Below are 16,282 nucleotides of genomic sequence, written 5' to 3' on the forward strand. Positions count from 1 at the left end.
CCGGATCAGCCGAGCATGCCCGACACGATCCAGCGGCGACTGACCGCGGACTTGACGATCGCCGCGCCGCAGCACCGGCAGGCGGAGCGCTGGATCGGCTCGTCCTCGACGTCGCGATGCCGCGATCGCGGGAGATGGCGGCCGATCGCACAGCCGCCGGGTCGTGATGGTCGAGCCTGCATGCCGCTTCCCTCGTGCGCTGGTCGTCGAATGATCGAGGTGGTGGCTTTGGCAGGCGAAGTTTTCCGCGGTGTTTCGGCAGCGTTGCAACGGTAACCCGGCAGCCGCGTGACGGTGATTTCATGTAGCCAACGCGCTGGTTTCAGCGTTCAGTGCCCGGCAACCATCGCAGTGCCGCGCGTCCGTCCCGGAGCGGCGGCACCGCGTCACTTGGAGCCGATCATGGCCGAAGCCGAACTCGTTGCCTATTCCGATATCCAGTTGCGGCCCGACCCTTCGCGGACTGTCATCCGGCCGTTCAACATCGAATATCCCGGCGCGTTCAGGGTCGACGGCCACCCGCGCGTCGTCCACGTGATCGACCGCGTGCTGTCGCTGTCGTCCAACGAACTCCGCACCGAGCGCCTCCGCGTGATGGAGTCGCTCGACGAACGTCACCGCGACGTCGACGAACTCCTCCTGCACCGGTTCGGAGAGGTCATGGCGGTGCTGAAGGATCCGCGCGACTTCGATATCAATCAGAAACTGTTGATCGGTGCCTATCTCAGCGGCGAATATTCGTTCGAGGCAGCGGCGTTGTTCAACCCCAGCATGGTCCTCGATCCGGACCAGAGCCGCGCTCCGGCCGGCGGCCTGCGCTTCATCCTGTCGCTACGCGGGATCGGCGAAGGCCATGTCTCGTCGATCACGTTCCGCACTGGCACCTGGTCGCCCGATGACGGCTTCACGATCGACCCGGCGAGCCAGACCGCGGTGCCGCCGCGCGTGACGCCGACCGACGAGGGCGCGACCGATGGTGGTCCCACCCGCCTGGAATGCGGGGGCAGTCGCGAGCTGTCGGAAACCGTGATCTTCCCGATCCTGCCGAGCCAGCACCAGGGGATCGAGGACCTTCGCCTCGTGCGTTTCGAGGACGAAGGCGAAGTTCAATATCTCGGCACCTATACCGCGTTCAGCGGGTCGGAAGCGCGTTGCGAACTGCTCCGCGGGCAGGACTTCAAGACGTTCGAGATGCAGCCGATGCGCGGCGCGGTCGCGGCGACCAAGGGCATGGCGCTGTTCCCGCGCAAGATCGACGGGCGCTACGCGATGCTCGGTCGGCAGGACAACGAGAACATCTGGTACCTGACCTCGGACGACCTGCTGACCTGGGACGGCGGCACCAGGATCGTCGAGCCCAAATGGCCTTGGGAATTCATCCAGATGGGCAATTGCGGATCCCCGATCGAGATCGACGAGGGCTGGCTGGTGCTGACCCACGGCGTCGGCAGCGTCCGCAATTACTGCATCGGCGCGTGCCTGCTGGACAAGGCCGACCCGACCAAATTGCTCGCACGGATTACCGATCCGCTGATCGTGCCAAGCCCGGCCGAGCGCGACGGCTATGTCCCGAACGTCGTCTATAGCTGCGGCGGAATCGTCCATGATCGCACGCTGTTGCTGCCGTTCGGGGTGGCGGATAACTTCGCCTCGTTCGCGACCGTGGATGTCAGTCGGTTGCTTGCAGCGATGGCGTGAGGGAAGCCGATCGGCAGTCGGTACTAGCATGTCTCCCCGCGAAGGCGGGGCCCCAGACTGAGCTCCCGCCCCCGCGGCAGAACAATCTACGCTGAATTTGGCGTACTTGCGCGTTCGACGATCAGCCCCGTTCCGGCGAAATCGTCGGCCGCAACGGCCTCGATCTGTCGCTCGATACCGCGCGTGAGACCCGCTGGCACGGTCACCGCGAAGCCATGCGCGAGTAGCCCGTCGATGGCCCAGCGAACGCAGTAATCCGCGGCGACGCCGATCACCGTGACGTCGGTGACGCCGCTCGCGGCCAGTGTGGCGAAGAAGTCTTCGCGCAGGATCGTCGGCTTGCTTGCGTCGCGCGCGTCCTCGATCGCGAGACCCGGCTCGGCCCACATATCGAACACCCCCTTCTCGATCCGCCAAGTGGGAATCGCAGGGTCGACCAGCGCGACGTCGAGCATGTTGCCCCACCCTCGCGTGCCGCGAACGCAGTGGATCGGGAACATCTGCGCTTCGGGCGACGCGGCGTAGGTTTCGGTGAAATGCGTGTCGAAGGTGAACAGGACGCCGGCGGTTTCGCCCGGTTGCAACGCGGACAGCCAAGCCTGCATCTGCCGTACCAGCACCTCGGCGCCCGCGACGCTCAGCGCGCCCTCGCCCGCCATGAAATCCCACTGCGTATCCACCACGACCACGAACCGCGCCATCGCCCGTCTCCTTTGCCCGCTGCTTGACACAAACGCGTCTTCTCGGACACCCGCAGCCCCACGCAACGCAGGAGCCCGCGCGCATGGCCGTGACCGATATCGCCACCCGGACGTACAATCACAATTTCCGGCTCGATCCGATCGTGCGCAGCTTGCTCGATACGGATTTCTACAAGCTGTTGATGTTGCAGATGATCCGGCAGACGTACCCGGACGTCAATGCCACCTTCGCGCTCATCAACCGGACGAAGACGGTGCGGTTGGCGGAAATCGTCGACGAGGACGAACTGCGCGCGCAGCTCGATCACGCACGGACGCTGCGGTTCGCGAAGAAGGAGCTGATCTGGCTCGCGGGCAACAGCTTCTACGGGAAACAGAAGATGTTCGGGCCCGAGTTCCTCGCCTGGCTCGCGGAGTTTCAACTGCCTGCCTACGACCTGCGCAAGGTCGATGGGCAGTATGAATTGCATTTCGAAGGGCCTTGGAGCCACACGACGATGTGGGAAATCCCCGCACTGACGATCATCAACGAACTGAAGTCGCGCGCCGCGCTGCGAGACCGCGGCCGGTTCGCGCTCGACATCGTCTACGCGCGCGCCAAGGCGAAGCTGTGGGAGAAGGTCGAGCGGCTGCGCGAATTGCCCGACCTGGTGCTCTCGGACTTCGGCACGCGACGGCGCCACGGGTTCCTGTGGCAGCGCTGGTGCGTCGAGGCGCTGAAGGAAGGGCTTGGCGACCGGTTCATCGGCACCTCGAACGTGCTGCTGGCGATGGACGCCGACCTCGAGGCGATCGGCACGAACGCGCACGAACTGCCAATGGTGACCGCCGCGCTCGCGAACAGCGACGCCGAACTGGCCGAGGCACCGTACCGCGTGCTCGAGCATTGGCGGCAACATTATAACGGCAATTTGCTGATCGCCCTCCCCGATGCGTTCGGTACCACCGAGTTCCTGCGCAACGCGCCGCACTGGCTGGCGGAATGGACCGGCTTCCGTCCCGACAGCGCACCGCCGATCGCGGGTGGCGAGCAGATCATCCGCTGGTGGGAGGAACAGGGCGTCGATCCCAAGACCAAGCTGCTGATCTTCTCCGACGGCATGGACATCGACACGATCGAGCAGACCTATCGCCATTTCCACGGTCGCGTGCGGATGAGTTTCGGCTGGGGCACCAACCTCACCAACGACTTCCGCGGCTGCGATCCCGACGGCGCGGCAGCGCTGGAGCCGATCTCGCTGGTCTGCAAGGTGATCGCGGCAAACGGCCGTCCGGCGGTGAAACTGTCGGACAATCCCGCCAAGGCGACCGGCGAACCCGCGGAGATCGCTCGATACCTCCGGGTATTCGGCGAAGCGGACCGTGCAGCGGCTCCTGTTCTGGTATGATCACAAGCGTGTCCCACGCGCAACACACACGACACGTTTCGTAATAAAGTTATCGCATAGCGCAATCTTTCCTTGCTTCGTTACGCTCCTGAGCCATCATCCGCACACATAAGATAAGAGAGCGGATGGTTGCTGGGGCGCGGACAAGGGGAAAAATGTTGAAGCGTGGGTTCAAGACGTTCACGGGCGCGAGCAGATATGCCGGCGCCAGCGGGTTGGCACTGGCAGCGATGCTCGCGGCGATGCCGGCCTTCGCACAAGCGGTGACGACACCGGCCGCCGAAGGCGTGCAGGCTGCCGACCCGACCGTTGGTCAATCGGGCGACCAACCCGGCGGGGACGAGATCGTCGTGACCGGATCGCGCATTCGTCGCAGTCCGCTCGACCAGCCATCGCCGGTCGTCACCGTCGATGCGGAATCGATCCAGCGCACAGGTCTGTCGTCGGTCGCCGACGTCCTTCAGCGGTTGCCGAGCGCAGCCGGCGGGCTCAATTCGAAGGTCAACAATTCGGGTAACATCGGCAATCCGCCCGACGGTGGCGGCGTCGGTGCAGGGTCGGCCGAAATCGACCTGCGCTATCTCACCGCCAAGCGGACGCTGGTGCTCGTCGATGGGCTTCGCTTCGTCAACGGCGCATCGGCGAGCGGCATTCCCTCGACGGTCGATCTGAACACGATCCAGGTCGGCTCGATCGAGCGGATCGAGATCCTCCAGTCGGGCCAGTCGCCACTCTATGGCTCGGATGCGCTCGCTGGTGTCGTCAACATCATCACAAAGTCGCAGCAAAAGGGCCTGAAGGCCTCCGCGCAGTTCGGCACGTTCCGCCAGGGCGACGGCCACACGCAGGACTATAACGTCAGCTACGGCATCCAGGCGCCGCGGACGAGCGTGGTGTTCGGCGGCAGCTATGTGAAGCAGGAATCGGTCAGCACGCGCGATCGTAAGATTTCCCAGTTTCCCAATCCCGGCCAGACGAGTTGTTCGGACGAGATTGGTGGCTGTTCGGGCGCAACCCCCAACGGATTCTTCCAGGTCGGCGGCCGGAACCTCACGCTAAAGTCGGCCCCTATCCTCGGGCGGCCACGATACGACGCCGCCAACCCGACCGGCCCGAACAGCGATTTCAAGGAGTTCACCTCCGCCGACCGCTTCAACTTCTCGCCGTTCAACTATTTCCTGACCCCCTCCGAGCGCTACGGCTTCTTCGTCAGCGCCAAGCAGGAGCTCACCGATAACGTGAACCTGCGCGTCAAATTGAACTACACGCGGCGTAATTCGCAGAACCAGGCGGCGTTCCTGCCGCTGGTGATCGGGCCGGATGCGGGCAACGGCAACCTGCTCGACACGATCTCGGTCGATGCGACCAACCCCTACAACCCGTTCGGCTACACGCTGTCGGCGGGCGGCGCTGGCAATGGTCCGGCGAACTATTCGACGGTGCGTCGTCGCCTCGTCGAGGCTGGCCAGCGGACCTATTCGCAGACCGTCGACACGATGTCGGCGACCGCGACGCTCGATGGCTCGTTCAACGTCGGCAGCCACAAATTCTACTGGGACGTCAACGCGGTCCTCGGCTTCAATGATGCCAAGCAGCTGTTCACGGGCAACATCAACGCGGCCAATCTTGCCCAGGCGCTTGGGCCCGTCGCGAACTGCACCGGGGCATGCGTACCGTTCAACATCTTCGGTGGCGCAGGATCGGTCACGCCTGCGATGCTCGGCTACATCGCGTTCGACGAACGTGCGCGCAGTTCGCAGAGCCTGGAGGACTATACCGCCAATATCTCGGGCGACCTGTTCGACCTTCCCGCCGGCGCCGTGGGTCTCGCTGCCGGCTATGAGCACCGCGTCCAATATGGCAGCTTCACGCCCGATCCCCTGATCACCGCGGGGCTCGGCGCGGATATCCCGGCGCAACCGGCGCGCGGGAATTTCAACTCGGACGAAGTCTATGCCGAGTTGCGCGTGCCGTTGATCCACAACACCCCGCTCATCCAGTCGCTCGAGATCGGTGGCGCGGTGCGGCATTCGAACTATTCGATCAGCGGCAGCAACACGACCTACACCGGCAGCGCCCTTTGGAAGCCGTTCAGCGACCTGCTGTTGCGTGCCTCCTATGCGCAAGGCTTCCGGGCCCCGAGCATCGGCGAATTGTTCGGCGCGGAATCGCGGTCTGACGCTGCGATCGACGATCCCTGCACCAACGTCGCCGGATCGCCGTTCCAATCGTCGGCAACCGTCCGCGCCAACTGCATCGCCAACGGCGTGCCGGCGAACGGCAGCTATCAGGAACCGAATGGCGGACAGCTGAGCGTGCTGACCGGCGGCAATGAGGCGTTGAAGCCCGAAACTTCGCGGACATGGCTGTTCGGCGCGGTGTATGCGCCGAGCTGGGCGCGAACCAGCGGGATCGCCAGCCAACTGAGCATCGAGGGCAATTACTACGACATCAAGGTCGACGACGCGATCGCGGCGACCGACGCGACGCTGACGCTGAGCCGCTGTTCGCAGGCGGCGGACGCGCTCAGCTGCGCGGCGATCTCCCGGACGCCCAACGGGATCATCTCGCGGATCAACGCGCAGTTGCAGAACATCGGTGGCATCCGCACCCGCGGCGTCGACGTAACCGCGGTCTATCGCTCGCCACAGACCTCGGCCGGGACGTTCGGGCTGTCGCTCAACGGCAACGTCCTGCTGAAATACGCCGAGAGCTTCCCGGCGACGGTCGGCTTCACCACCACCAACTACCAGGGAACGACGCGCGGCTCGCCCGAGCAGTCCTATCCGAAGTTCAAGGGCAATGCGGTGGTCGACTGGGACGTCGGCATGGCGCGTGCGTCGTTTACCGGCCGCTACATCAAGAGCGTGAAGGAAGCGGACGGCAAGACGCTCGACAACACCTTCTATGGCGACGTGCAGGTCACGCTGGCGCCGGGCTGGCTGGAGAACCGGCTGGGACTGACGATCGGCGTGAACAACGTTTTCAACCAGGACCCACCGGCCTGCTTCAGCTGCACCGGGCCGAACTATGATCCAACCACGTACGACGTGCCGGGGCAGTTCGGGTATATCCGACTGTCGTGGGGGCTTTGATCTGACGGGGTGCCGGTCCGCTCGTTGCGCGTGACCTGGCTAATCGATCCTCCCCCGGCACGGGGGAGGTGATGCCAAACGGCGACGGAGGGAGAAGACACCACAGGCCCAGTTCTGCTCCCCTCCCTGGAAGGGAGGGGTCGGGGGTGGGTGGGTTTCCGTAAAAGGCAACGTTGCGGCACGAGCCGGCCTACCCACCCCCAGCCCCTCCCTTTCAGGGAGGGGAGAAAACCGCGGCTTAGTCCTCGACGAGTTTCATGAAACGACGCTCTACCGGTGCCAGCACCGGCCCGAGTTCATGCCCGCGCTTCACCACCGCGCCGCCCTCGCCGATAAGCGCCCACATGCCCTGCTTGTTACGCAGCGACGGGCGTTTCTCGATCCTGAACTCAGGCCGTTCGGCGGCACGGCGAAAGGCGGCGAAGACCGCGGCGTCCTTGCCGAGATCGATCGCGTAGTCGCGCCAGTGTCCCGCCGCGACCATCCGGCCGTAGAGGTCGAGGATCCGATTCAGTTCGAGGCGTTCGAAGCCGACCTGCGTCGCCTTGGACGGTGTCGGGAAGGGTACGACGCCCATCAATTGTCACCCATCATGCGCGGTCGCGGCGGTCCTCTGGACGCTCATCCACGCGGCCATCGGCGAGCAGAGCGTCGAGCCGCTTGCGCATCGTCTCGAGTTCGCAGCGCATCAGCTCCATCTTCTGCGTCGCCGGATCGAACGCCTCGCTGCACGGCGTACCATAGGGCACGAAGCGCGGCAGTTCGGGTGCGTTGCCGCCCTCTATCGTGGTCGCGCGAGCCGGAATGCCGACCACCGTCGTTCCAGCCGGCACGTCACGCGTGACGACCGCGTTGGCACCAACGCGCGAGCGCTTGCCGAGCGTGATCGGTCCGAGCACCTGCGCACCCGAGCCGATGATGGCGCCGTCGGAGATGGTCGGGTGGCGCTTGCCCTGCACGCCGTTATCGGGGCTGGTGCCGCCCAAAGTAACGCACTGGTAGATCGTGACGTCGTCGCCGATCTGCGCGGTCTCGCCGATTACGACAAAGCCGTGGTCAATGAAGAAATTACGACCGATCGTCGCGCCGGGATGGATGTCGATCGCGGTCGTGAAGCGCGACCAGTGGTTGACGCAGCGTGCAAGGAAATAGAGTTTCGCCTTGTACAGCCGATGCGCGATGCGGTGATAGCCGAGCGCCCAGACACCTGGGTACAGCATGATTTCGGCGCGCGAATGCGGGGCGGGGTCGCGGGCGCGGATCGAATCCAGATAGGCCAGTAATCCGCTCGACATCCGCAGTCCCCTTAGCGATTTCAGTATCTAGGGTATCGAACCGCCGATTTCCAGAACCGCACGCACGAGGGGATCGGAGGGTGCTTCCCATCGTTGGGATCGGGGTAAAGCCTATCTTTGTTGTGGGATAAGCCGGCGCGTTGCAGTTTGGGCCGATATTGAGGGGATGCCGATGTTCGACCTGACGACCTTGAGCTTCGAGACGCTGCTGCCGTTCATCCTCGTGGGGTTCGCCGCGCAGGTCGTCGATGGCGCGCTGGGGATGGCGTTCGGCGTAATCTCGAACACGCTGTTGCTGTGGGTCGGCGTGCCCCCGGCTGCTGCCTCTGCGGGGGTGCATACCGTCGAGACGTTCACGACCGCGGTGTCGGGAATCAGCCATGTCCTGCACAAGAACGTCAACTGGACGCTGTTCCTGCGGCTGATGATCCCGGGCGTGATCGGCGGCGTGCTGGGTGCGTACGTGCTGTCGAACATCGACGCGAGCACGGCCAAGCCGTTCATCCTCGCCTATTTGACGTCGATCGGCGTGTATCTACTCTACCGCGGGCTTCGCTATCCGCCCAAGCAGAAGGAGCCGAAGATCGTCGAGCCGCTCGGGCTTGTCGGCGGGTTCCTGGATGCGGCGGGTGGTGGCGGCTGGGGGCCGGTGGTGACGTCGAACCTGCTGGTGCAGGGTGCGGCACCGCGGACCACGATCGGCACGGTCAATACCGCCGAGTTCTTCCTGACCGCGACGATATCGGCGACGTTCATCACACAACTCGGTTGGGCGGCGTTTACGCAGGCTACGGTAGGGTTGCTGATCGGCGGCGTTCTCGCGGCACCGTTCGGCGCGATCCTGGCAAAGCGCGTGCCGGCGAAAACGCTGATGGTGCTGGTCGGCGTGATTCTCACGATCACCAGCCTGTTCGGCCTCTACCGCGCCATCTGGCACTGAGGATCTGGCCATGAACCGCCCGACATTGGGGCGGGACGTTGTGCGCTGCGGCATGGAAGGACTGGTGTTATCGACTCCGCACTCTATCTAGTGTCGGATGATCGATAGAGGCGATTAATGGCAGCCACCTACCTACCCACGTTGAAGCAGTTGCAGTATCTGGTTGCGCTGAAGGAACACGGACATTTCGGTCGTGCGGCGGAGGCGTGCTACGTCACGCAGTCGACCTTGTCCGCGGGCTTGCGCGAACTGGAGACGCTGATCGGCGTGGTGCTGGTCGAGCGCACCCGGCGCGTGGTGCGGTTCACGCCGCTGGGCGACGGGATCGCTGACAAGGCGCGGCGCGTGCTGCGCGAGGCGGAGGAACTGGGTGACATGGCGCGGGCCGCTGGCCAGCCACTGTCGGGCGACATGCGGATGAGCGTGATCCCGACGATCGCGCCGTTCATGCTGCCGAGGATCCTGCCGCGATTGCGCAAGGATTATCCGGACCTGAAACTGTTCCTGCGCGAGGAACCGAGCGGCCCGGCATGCGAGGGTCTGCACAACGGCCGGACCGACTGCGTTCTGCTCGCCCTCCCCTATGCCTGCGGTGAGGTCACGTCCGAGACGCTGTTCGAGGACCGGTTGTTCGTTGCGTATCCCTCCGGCGAGGTGCCGTCGGCCCGTCCTGCGATCCCGGCGTCGGCGATCGACGAGACGCGGTTGTTGCTGCTCGAGGACGGGCATTGCCTGAAGGATCACGCGCTGGGCGCCTGCAACCGGCCGGAGTTGCGCGCGGAGGCGACGATGCTGGGTACGTCGCTGCATACGATCGTGCAGATGGTCGACAATGGGCTCGGCATCACGATGCTGCCCGAAATGGCAATCAAGGCGGGGATCCTGGACAACACCAATATCACCGCGCGACCGCTCGATGAGAAGAACGCGGTGCGGCGAATCGCGCTGGTGTGGCGCCGGGCGAGCCCGAGGGAGAAGGATTTCCGGCTGATGGCGAAGGCGCTGGCGGACGTGCAGTAAACGGGGTTCTTCTACTTCGCCCCTCCCTGGAAGGGAGGGGTTGGGGTGGGTCGGGTTCCATGGGTCTAGACGGTTGCGACACGAGCAGGCCTACCCACCCCCTGCCCCTCCCTTTCAGGGATGGGAGCCTGTTTCGCTCTAGGCCCCGACCTGTTTCGCTTTGAACATCAAAGCGTTGCGTCATCACCTCGGCCCGAGATTGGCACGGGTGCGCAACCAACTCGGGCCTCGATCGTATGTTTCGCAGTTCCCGCTGGAGATCGAACGATGTCGAAGACGCTTCCACTGCTGCTGATGACCAGCGCGCTGGCGCTCGCCGCGTGCAGCGGCAAATCGAAGGACGACGTGGCGAGTGCCTCGACTACGCCCGCGGATACTGCGCTGGCCGTGCCGAACGGTCCGCCTGCGGTCGCCAACCCGACCGTCGGCGGCGTGCCGATGATGGCGACCCGCACGATCGTCGACAATGCATCGGCCGCGCCGAACCTGTCGACGCTGGTTGCCGCGGTGAATGCCGCTGGGCTGGTCCCCACTCTGTCGGGTCCAGGCCCCCTCACAGTGTTTGCACCCACTAATGACGCCTTCGGGCGGCTCGCGCCGGGCATGGTCGACACGTTGCTGAAGCCCGAGAACAAGGCCTCGTTGACGAAAGTGCTAACCTATCACGTCGTACCCGGCGCCATCACCGCCGAGGATCTGCGCCAGCGCATCGCGGCCGGCGGCGGTACCGCCACGCTGACCACGGTTGAGGGCGACCCGATCACCGCGACCCTGGTCGGCGCCGTGATCGCGCTGACCGACGTCAACGGCAACAAGAGTTACGTCGAGACGGCGGATGTTCGTCAGTCGAACGGCGTCATCCATGTGGTCAACGGCGTAATCGTGCCGAAACTGAGCTGATCGACGTATGGAAAGGCTCGGTTCATCGTGCCTATGCTACGGCCTGTCAGCGAAATCGTTGAGATCGGCCGAAATCTACCCAACTTCCATCGTTCGAGTTTAATTCGTCCCTTTCACAATCTCTGGAGTTGCAGATGACTGTTAAGACAAACCTTATGATTGCCGCAGCATCGAGCCTGCTTCTCGCGACCGGCGCCACGGCGCAGACCGCCGCACCTACCGCACCCCCGACGGCTGTGCCCGCTGCGCCGCAGACCGGGGCGCCCACCGCTCCTACGACCGCAACCGCGCCCGGCGTAGCGACTGCCCCGCAGGCGGCCGGTGCACCGGCTGCATCGACGGCCGCCGCGACGACGACGATCGCTGCTGCGCTGCCGACCTTGCAGAACCGTGCGACGCTCGCGAAGCTGGTGACCGCGGCCAAGCTGCAGACGACGCTCGCAGGGCCGGGGCCGTACACGCTGTTCGCGCCCAGCGACGAGGCGTTCACGCGACTTCCGGCTGGCGCACTCGACACGCTGCAGAAGCCTGAATCGGCGCCGACGCTGGCGAAGATCATCAAGTATCACGTCGTGGCCGGCGCGCTGACCGCGGATCAGCTTAAGGCGCAGATCACTGCTGGCGGTGGCAAGGCAACGCTGACCACGCTCGCAGGGCAGCCGCTCATCGCGTCACTTGGCCCGAACGGGAACATCGAGCTGACCGATACGGCCGGGATCAAGGCCTATGTCGACACGGCGGACATCAAGGAGACGAACGGCGTCGTTCATCTCACCAACGGCATGAGCGTTCCGAAGCTCGACTAGAGGATTACGGGCCGCGGTTCCTTTGGGAAGCGCGGCCCGTATCATATTGTTTCCCCGCGAAGGCGGGGATCCAGCCTGGGCTCCCGCCGTCGTGGGAGAACAAGTCTTGGTTCAGACCTTCGGCTTATCCCACCGAGCAGCAGCGACATGATCGCCATCGCGCGCTTCAACCCAGCTAGCTTCGACACCGCGCGTTTCGCGCTTCCAGAACGGTGCATCGGTCTTCAACCGGTCAATCAAATACGCACAGGCCTCCAGCGCCGCGCTGCGGTGTGCCGCGGTCGCCGCGACGAAAACGATCCGCTCGCCAGGATACATCGGCCCAACCCGATGCACGATGATTGCGGCGCTCAAAGACCATCGTTCGACCGCGCCCTGCGCAACCTTGAGCAACGAAGCCTCGGTAGCGCCGGGATAATGTTCGAGTTCAAGCGTGCCGACCCCGTCGTCCGCGCGAACCAGCCCCGTGAAGGTCGCAACCGCACCCGCCCCCGCCACCTCCGCACGAGTCATTTCCGCACCGATATCGATCGGCGACTGCTGGACGGAGATATGGATCATCCGCCGGTCACCGGGGGAAAGATCGCGATCTCGCGCGCCGTCCCGATCGGCGTGTCGAGCGGGACGAAATCCTGGTCGACCGCCGCGCGCAACCGCGAGCGGTTCTCGAATGCTTCGGCATGTCCGGAACTCGTCCCTGCAAGCCAGTCGACCAGATCCGCCACCGTCACGACGCTAGCGGGAGGCTCGACCGATTCCTCGCCCGTGCCGATTCTCTCCCGCACCCAGGCGAAATACACCATCCGTATCGTCATCTTCAGTCCATGTGCTTCAGGCCGACGCGGAGGTAATCCCATCCGGTCAGCAAGGTGAGGACGGCAGCACCCCACAAGGCGACGATGCCGACCGTGTGGACCCAGATCATGTCGGGCACCGCGCCGCCTAGGATAATGCCGCCCAGCGACACGAGTTGCAGCGTCGTCTTCCACTTGGCGAGTTGCGACACGGGCACGGAGACCTGTACCTGCGCCAGGAATTCACGCAGCCCCGACACGGCGATCTCGCGCAGCAGGATCACCAGCGCGGCGATGACGTGGACGCCGGGAATATCGCGCGTGCCGACCAGGATCAGGATCACCGCCGCGACCATGATCTTGTCCGCGATCGGATCGAGGAAGATCCCCAGCCGCGACACGGCGCCGCTCGACCGCGCGAGATAGCCGTCGAAGTAATCGGTGATGCCCATCAGGCAATACAGCACGAAGGCGATGCCATAGCCTGCCTCCCAGTCGGGCCACCACAGGAACCAGACCAGCAGGGGCACCGCGACGATCCGCGACAATGTCAGGAGGTTAGGCAAGCTCAGCACCCACCACCTCTATACCGGTCGGTCGCGGGGCGAAACCGGTTTAAACGTTGGCGTCGGCAGGGTGCTGGGCTAAGGGTTTGCCATATCTTCGCAACGATCAGGGCTATTTCTCGTCATGCTCAATGCCCTTGGGTTGCTGAAGCAACGTCGCTTCCTACCCCTGTTCACGACGCAATTTCTCGGTGCGTTCAACGATAACCTGTTCAAGACCTCGATGGTCCTGTTCGCCACCTATGCCGTCTTCAACGATCCGAAGATGGAGGCGAACTTCAACGCGTTGGCGACGGGACTCGGCATCCTGCCGTTCTTCCTGCTGTCCGCGCTCGCGGGGCAATTGGCGGACAGCCACGACAAGGCGCGGATCATCCGGATCGTGAAGACGGTCGAGATCGGCATCATGCTGCTCGGCGCGACCGGCCTGATGGTCGCGCGTGCCGGCCACCCCTCGCTGGGGATCGGGCTGATGCTCGGTGCCGTGCTGTGCCTCGGCGTGCATTCGACGTTCTTCGGGCCGATCAAATACGCGATCCTGCCGCAGCATCTGAAGCCCTGCGACGTGCTCGGCGGCACCGGGCTGGTCGAGGCGGGGACGTATCTCGCGATCCTGCTCGGCACGGTGACCGCGGGCTGGATCCCGATCGAAGGCGCTGCCGCCAGCGTGCTGATCGTCGCGGTGATCGGCTGGTTCTCCGGCCGTCAGGTGCCCCCCGCACCGCGCGAAGGGCCGCCGCTGAAGCTCGACTACAACCCGTTCACCGCGTCGTGGCGACTGATCAGCGCGACGCTGCACATCCCGCGCCTGTTCCTGGCAATCGTCGCGATCAGCTTCTTCTGGACGATCGGCGCGGTGCTGATCATCGTCTTCCCGCCACTGGTGAAGAACGTGCTGACCGCCGACGAACGCGTGGCCAGCTTCGTGATCGCGGTGTTTTCGGTCGGCGTGGCGATTGGGTCGGTGGTCATCAACACGATGCTGAAGGGCCGGATTTCCGCGAAGTTCTCGCCGGCTTCGGTGATCGCGATGGGCGGGTTCGTCGTGCTGTTCTCGTTCCTCGCGCGCAACTGGACCGCGGCACCGGCGGGACATTATTACGACTGGGCGGGGTTCATTCGTCAGCCGGGTGCGATTCCCGTACTGGGGACGTTGCTGGCGATCGCGATCACCGGGGGCATGTTCGTCGTGCCGCTCTATGCGTTCCTGACGACGACCGTCGAGAAGGACCAGACGGCGCGCACCGTGGCGGCGAATAACGTCGTCAATTCGGGTGCTATGACGATCGGCTCGATCCTCGTCATCGGCATTACCGCGATGGGGGTATCGCCGGAGGACATGCTGTTCCTCGTGGCGGCGATGTGTCTCGTCTCGGCGTGGCTGGCTCAGAAGCTGCACCGGGCTTGCGACGCCGATGCGACCGGTTGTTTGCCTGCGCTAAGGGAGTAGCCTCGCACCTAAATCCGTTCGCCCTGAGCGAAGTCGAAGGGTGAGTACCAAAAGCAGGTGCTTCGGCTGCGCTCAGCACGACCGGAAAAAAGGGGGCGCAGGCCTTAGAAAATGAAGCTGTAGAAGCAGGTGAAGAACGCCGAGAAGCTGAGGAAAAACAGCTTTATGTCGTGATCGTCGTCCACGGCCTGACCGGCAAGAGTCAAAAGTCGCTAAGCCGACGGCTTCCGGCAATGGGACGCCGATAGCGGTGAGCAGTGCCCCCGCCGAACCACTGTCCTTGCGCAGGAACCGCGTATAAGCTGCGGTCATCGCCCGCGATTCTGCGGTGCCAGAGGACCCTGACAATCCAGCAGATCGGCGCGCTTCCCTATGTAATCGACGAATCCGGCCATGCGAAAGTGATGCTGATCACCTCGCGCGATACCGGGCGCTGGGTGATCCCCAAGGGCAATCCGATCGTCGGGCTCGCGAGCCACGAGGCTGCCGCGCAGGAGGCGTATGAGGAGGCCGGCATCCGCGGCATCCCCTGCCCCTCGCCGGTCGGGCAGTTCGCCTACCGCAAGCGCCGCCGCACCGGCCGGTACCGCGACATGGTCGTCACCGTGTTTCCCCTAGCGTTCGTCGAGCAGTTGGACGACTGGCCCGAGCGGCATCAGCGCGACACACGCTGGTTTACGCTTGATCGCGCCGCAGACGCTGTCAATGAGCCCGGCCTGAAGGCGCTGATCGCTGCTTTCCGCGAGCCGCCGATCCCGGCGTCGTTCGCGCAACGTATCTTACCCGTCGTACGCACGAGTGCGAAAAGGAGAATTCCGATGCTGGGCTGGTTCCAGTCGCTGATGCCGAAGCAGGGACGGTTCTTCGAACTATTCGACGCGCATGCCGCGACCCTGGTCGCCGGCGCCGATGCGCTCGCACGGCTGCTCCACGGCGAAGGCTCGATCGAAGGTCAGATCGCCGAGATCGTCAAGCGCGAGCACGAGGCCGACGATATCACCCGCGAGGTCCTCCAGGACGTCCGCCGCGTGTTCGTGACGCCGTTCGACCGCAGCGCGATCACCGACCTGATCGGGGTGATGGACGATGCGATCGACCAGATGAACGGCACCGCGAACGCGATCGCGCTGTACGAGGTGACCGAATTCTCGGCCGAGATGCGCGACATGGCCGGCATCATCGTCGAGGCCGCGCGGATCACCGCGGAGGCGATCCCGCTGCTCCGCTCGCTCGGCACCAATTCGGGCCGGCTGCACGACCTGACCGCGCGCCTGATCCAGATCGAGGGTCATGCCGACGACATCCACGACACCGGCCTGCGCGCGCTCTTCCAGGCGTCGAAGATCAGCGCGGACCCGATGACCTTCATCATCAACCGCGAAATCTACAGCAGCCTCGAGAAGATCGTCGACCGCTTCGAAGACGTCGCGAACGAGATCCAGGGGCTGGTCATCGACCATGCTTGAGATGTCGCTTGAGTCCGCGACCTTCGACGGCGCTCCCCCCCGGCGAAGGCCGGGGCCCAATTGGGGGACGGAAATAACTGAGCATCGCACGCCGTTACTGCGACCTCTCCACTTGGGCCCCGGCCTTCGCCGGGGTGGCGCCTATGGGCGAGCGACCGCACTT

At 64.5% G+C, this 16,282-nt stretch carries 16 protein-coding genes; 9 read left to right on the plus strand and 7 right to left on the minus strand.

Annotation, left to right across the window (positions count from 1 at the left end):
• Window positions 1-5 precede the first annotated feature (5 nt).
• Entirely contained in the window at window positions 6-182 is a 177-nt protein-coding gene (locus QFZ54_RS08000) for a hypothetical protein (protein ID WP_307086094.1), read from the minus strand.
• Between the two features lie 220 nt (window positions 183-402).
• Between QFZ54_RS08000 and QFZ54_RS08005 the strand changes: the two genes are divergently transcribed.
• Window positions 403-1,698, plus strand: a complete 1,296-nt coding sequence (locus QFZ54_RS08005) for a glycoside hydrolase family 130 protein (RefSeq protein ID WP_307086096.1) — start codon at window positions 403-405, stop codon at window positions 1,696-1,698.
• 86 nt (window positions 1,699-1,784) lie between these two features.
• On the opposite strand, the gene QFZ54_RS08010 is transcribed toward QFZ54_RS08005, so the two are convergent.
• Window positions 1,785-2,399: an isochorismatase family protein gene (locus tag QFZ54_RS08010; RefSeq protein ID WP_307086098.1), complete on the minus strand. Its 615-nt coding sequence runs from the start codon at window positions 2,397-2,399 to the stop codon at window positions 1,785-1,787.
• An 83-nt stretch (window positions 2,400-2,482) separates the two neighbouring features.
• On the opposite strand from QFZ54_RS08010, the gene pncB reads away from it, so the two are divergent.
• Window positions 2,483-3,787 carry a nicotinate phosphoribosyltransferase gene (pncB, locus tag QFZ54_RS08015; protein WP_307086100.1) on the plus strand — a complete coding sequence of 435 codons (1,305 nt, stop codon included), beginning with the start codon at window positions 2,483-2,485 and terminating at the stop codon, window positions 3,785-3,787.
• A gap of 158 nt (window positions 3,788-3,945) precedes the next feature.
• The gene (locus QFZ54_RS08020; RefSeq protein WP_307086102.1) at window positions 3,946-6,882 is read left to right on the plus strand and encodes a TonB-dependent receptor plug domain-containing protein; all 2,937 of its coding nucleotides are present in this window, start codon (window positions 3,946-3,948) and stop codon (window positions 6,880-6,882) included.
• Between the two features lie 238 nt (window positions 6,883-7,120).
• Here QFZ54_RS08020 and QFZ54_RS08025 read toward each other — a convergent pair whose 3' ends face one another.
• Both QFZ54_RS08025 and epsC read right to left on the minus strand, forming a co-directional pair.
• Window positions 7,121-7,459, minus strand: coding sequence for a DUF2794 domain-containing protein (locus tag QFZ54_RS08025; RefSeq protein WP_107953883.1), 339 nt, complete (start codon window positions 7,457-7,459; stop codon window positions 7,121-7,123).
• 13 nt (window positions 7,460-7,472) lie between these two features.
• The gene (epsC, locus tag QFZ54_RS08030) at window positions 7,473-8,177 is read right to left on the minus strand and encodes a serine O-acetyltransferase EpsC (protein WP_307086106.1); all 705 of its coding nucleotides are present in this window, start codon (window positions 8,175-8,177) and stop codon (window positions 7,473-7,475) included.
• Between the two features lie 172 nt (window positions 8,178-8,349).
• Here epsC and QFZ54_RS08035 point away from each other — a divergent pair, with 172 nt between their 5' ends.
• From QFZ54_RS08035 to QFZ54_RS08050, 4 genes are all read left to right on the plus strand, one after another.
• Window positions 8,350-9,117 (plus strand): sulfite exporter TauE/SafE family protein, encoded by a 768-nt coding sequence (locus QFZ54_RS08035; RefSeq protein WP_373458474.1) that lies wholly within the window; start codon window positions 8,350-8,352, stop codon window positions 9,115-9,117.
• A 117-nt stretch (window positions 9,118-9,234) separates the two neighbouring features.
• Window positions 9,235-10,137 carry a hydrogen peroxide-inducible genes activator gene (locus tag QFZ54_RS08040; protein ID WP_307086111.1) on the plus strand — a complete coding sequence of 301 codons (903 nt, stop codon included), beginning with the start codon at window positions 9,235-9,237 and terminating at the stop codon, window positions 10,135-10,137.
• A 267-nt stretch (window positions 10,138-10,404) separates the two neighbouring features.
• Window positions 10,405-11,037 (plus strand): fasciclin domain-containing protein, encoded by a 633-nt coding sequence (locus QFZ54_RS08045; RefSeq protein ID WP_307086113.1) that lies wholly within the window; start codon window positions 10,405-10,407, stop codon window positions 11,035-11,037.
• Between the two features lie 134 nt (window positions 11,038-11,171).
• Window positions 11,172-11,843, plus strand: a complete 672-nt coding sequence (locus QFZ54_RS08050; protein WP_307086115.1) for a fasciclin domain-containing protein — start codon at window positions 11,172-11,174, stop codon at window positions 11,841-11,843.
• Between the two features lie 111 nt (window positions 11,844-11,954).
• Here the strand turns inward: QFZ54_RS08050 and QFZ54_RS08055 are convergent, their stop codons facing one another.
• Genes QFZ54_RS08055 through pgsA form a run of 3 tightly spaced genes read right to left on the minus strand, consistent with a single transcriptional unit; the run spans window position 11,955 to window position 13,212 of the window.
• Window positions 11,955-12,404 (minus strand): molybdenum cofactor biosynthesis protein MoaE, encoded by a 450-nt coding sequence (locus QFZ54_RS08055; RefSeq protein ID WP_307086117.1) that lies wholly within the window; start codon window positions 12,402-12,404, stop codon window positions 11,955-11,957.
• Window positions 12,401-12,658 (minus strand): molybdopterin converting factor subunit 1, encoded by a 258-nt coding sequence (moaD, locus tag QFZ54_RS08060; protein WP_307086119.1) that lies wholly within the window; start codon window positions 12,656-12,658, stop codon window positions 12,401-12,403. The genes QFZ54_RS08055 and moaD overlap by 4 nt, the downstream gene beginning before the upstream one ends.
• A 2-nt stretch (window positions 12,659-12,660) precedes the next feature.
• Window positions 12,661-13,212: a CDP-diacylglycerol--glycerol-3-phosphate 3-phosphatidyltransferase gene (gene pgsA, locus QFZ54_RS08065; RefSeq protein WP_307086121.1), complete on the minus strand. Its 552-nt coding sequence runs from the start codon at window positions 13,210-13,212 to the stop codon at window positions 12,661-12,663.
• A gap of 115 nt (window positions 13,213-13,327) precedes the next feature.
• On the opposite strand from pgsA, the gene QFZ54_RS08070 reads away from it, so the two are divergent.
• Window positions 13,328-14,653 (plus strand): MFS transporter, encoded by a 1,326-nt coding sequence (locus QFZ54_RS08070; protein WP_307086123.1) that lies wholly within the window; start codon window positions 13,328-13,330, stop codon window positions 14,651-14,653.
• A 347-nt stretch (window positions 14,654-15,000) separates the two neighbouring features.
• On the plus strand, window positions 15,001-16,119 hold the full coding sequence (locus QFZ54_RS08075; protein WP_307089342.1) for a DUF47 family protein: 1,119 nt from the start codon (window positions 15,001-15,003) through the stop codon (window positions 16,117-16,119).
• The last annotated feature ends 163 nt before the right edge of the window (window positions 16,120-16,282 follow it).

Origin of the sequence: Sphingomonas faeni, from assembly GCF_030817315.1 — a bacterium.
Taxonomy (GTDB): domain Bacteria; phylum Pseudomonadota; class Alphaproteobacteria; order Sphingomonadales; family Sphingomonadaceae; genus Sphingomonas; species Sphingomonas faeni_C.

What these genes read in the sequence shown, in the direction of transcription:
- epsC (WP_307086106.1), bottom strand. Translation starts at nt 8,177, where the DNA reads ATGTCGAGCGGATTACTGGCCTATCTGGATTCGATCCGCGCCCGCGAC.
- QFZ54_RS08040 (WP_307086111.1), top strand. Translation starts at nt 9,235, where the DNA reads ATGGCAGCCACCTACCTACCCACGTTGAAGCAGTTGCAGTATCTGGTT.
- moaD (WP_307086119.1), bottom strand. Translation starts at nt 12,658, where the DNA reads ATGACGATACGGATGGTGTATTTCGCCTGGGTGCGGGAGAGAATCGGC.
- QFZ54_RS08025 (WP_107953883.1), bottom strand. Translation starts at nt 7,459, where the DNA reads ATGGGCGTCGTACCCTTCCCGACACCGTCCAAGGCGACGCAGGTCGGC.
- QFZ54_RS08000 (WP_307086094.1), bottom strand. Translation starts at nt 182, where the DNA reads ATGCAGGCTCGACCATCACGACCCGGCGGCTGTGCGATCGGCCGCCAT.
- QFZ54_RS08010 (WP_307086098.1), bottom strand. Translation starts at nt 2,399, where the DNA reads ATGGCGCGGTTCGTGGTCGTGGTGGATACGCAGTGGGATTTCATGGCG.
- QFZ54_RS08045 (WP_307086113.1), top strand. Translation starts at nt 10,405, where the DNA reads ATGTCGAAGACGCTTCCACTGCTGCTGATGACCAGCGCGCTGGCGCTC.
- pncB (WP_307086100.1), top strand. Translation starts at nt 2,483, where the DNA reads ATGGCCGTGACCGATATCGCCACCCGGACGTACAATCACAATTTCCGG.
- QFZ54_RS08005 (WP_307086096.1), top strand. Translation starts at nt 403, where the DNA reads ATGGCCGAAGCCGAACTCGTTGCCTATTCCGATATCCAGTTGCGGCCC.
- QFZ54_RS08035 (WP_373458474.1), top strand. Translation starts at nt 8,350, where the DNA reads ATGTTCGACCTGACGACCTTGAGCTTCGAGACGCTGCTGCCGTTCATC.
- QFZ54_RS08055 (WP_307086117.1), bottom strand. Translation starts at nt 12,404, where the DNA reads ATGATCCATATCTCCGTCCAGCAGTCGCCGATCGATATCGGTGCGGAA.
- QFZ54_RS08070 (WP_307086123.1), top strand. Translation starts at nt 13,328, where the DNA reads ATGCTCAATGCCCTTGGGTTGCTGAAGCAACGTCGCTTCCTACCCCTG.
- QFZ54_RS08050 (WP_307086115.1), top strand. Translation starts at nt 11,172, where the DNA reads ATGACTGTTAAGACAAACCTTATGATTGCCGCAGCATCGAGCCTGCTT.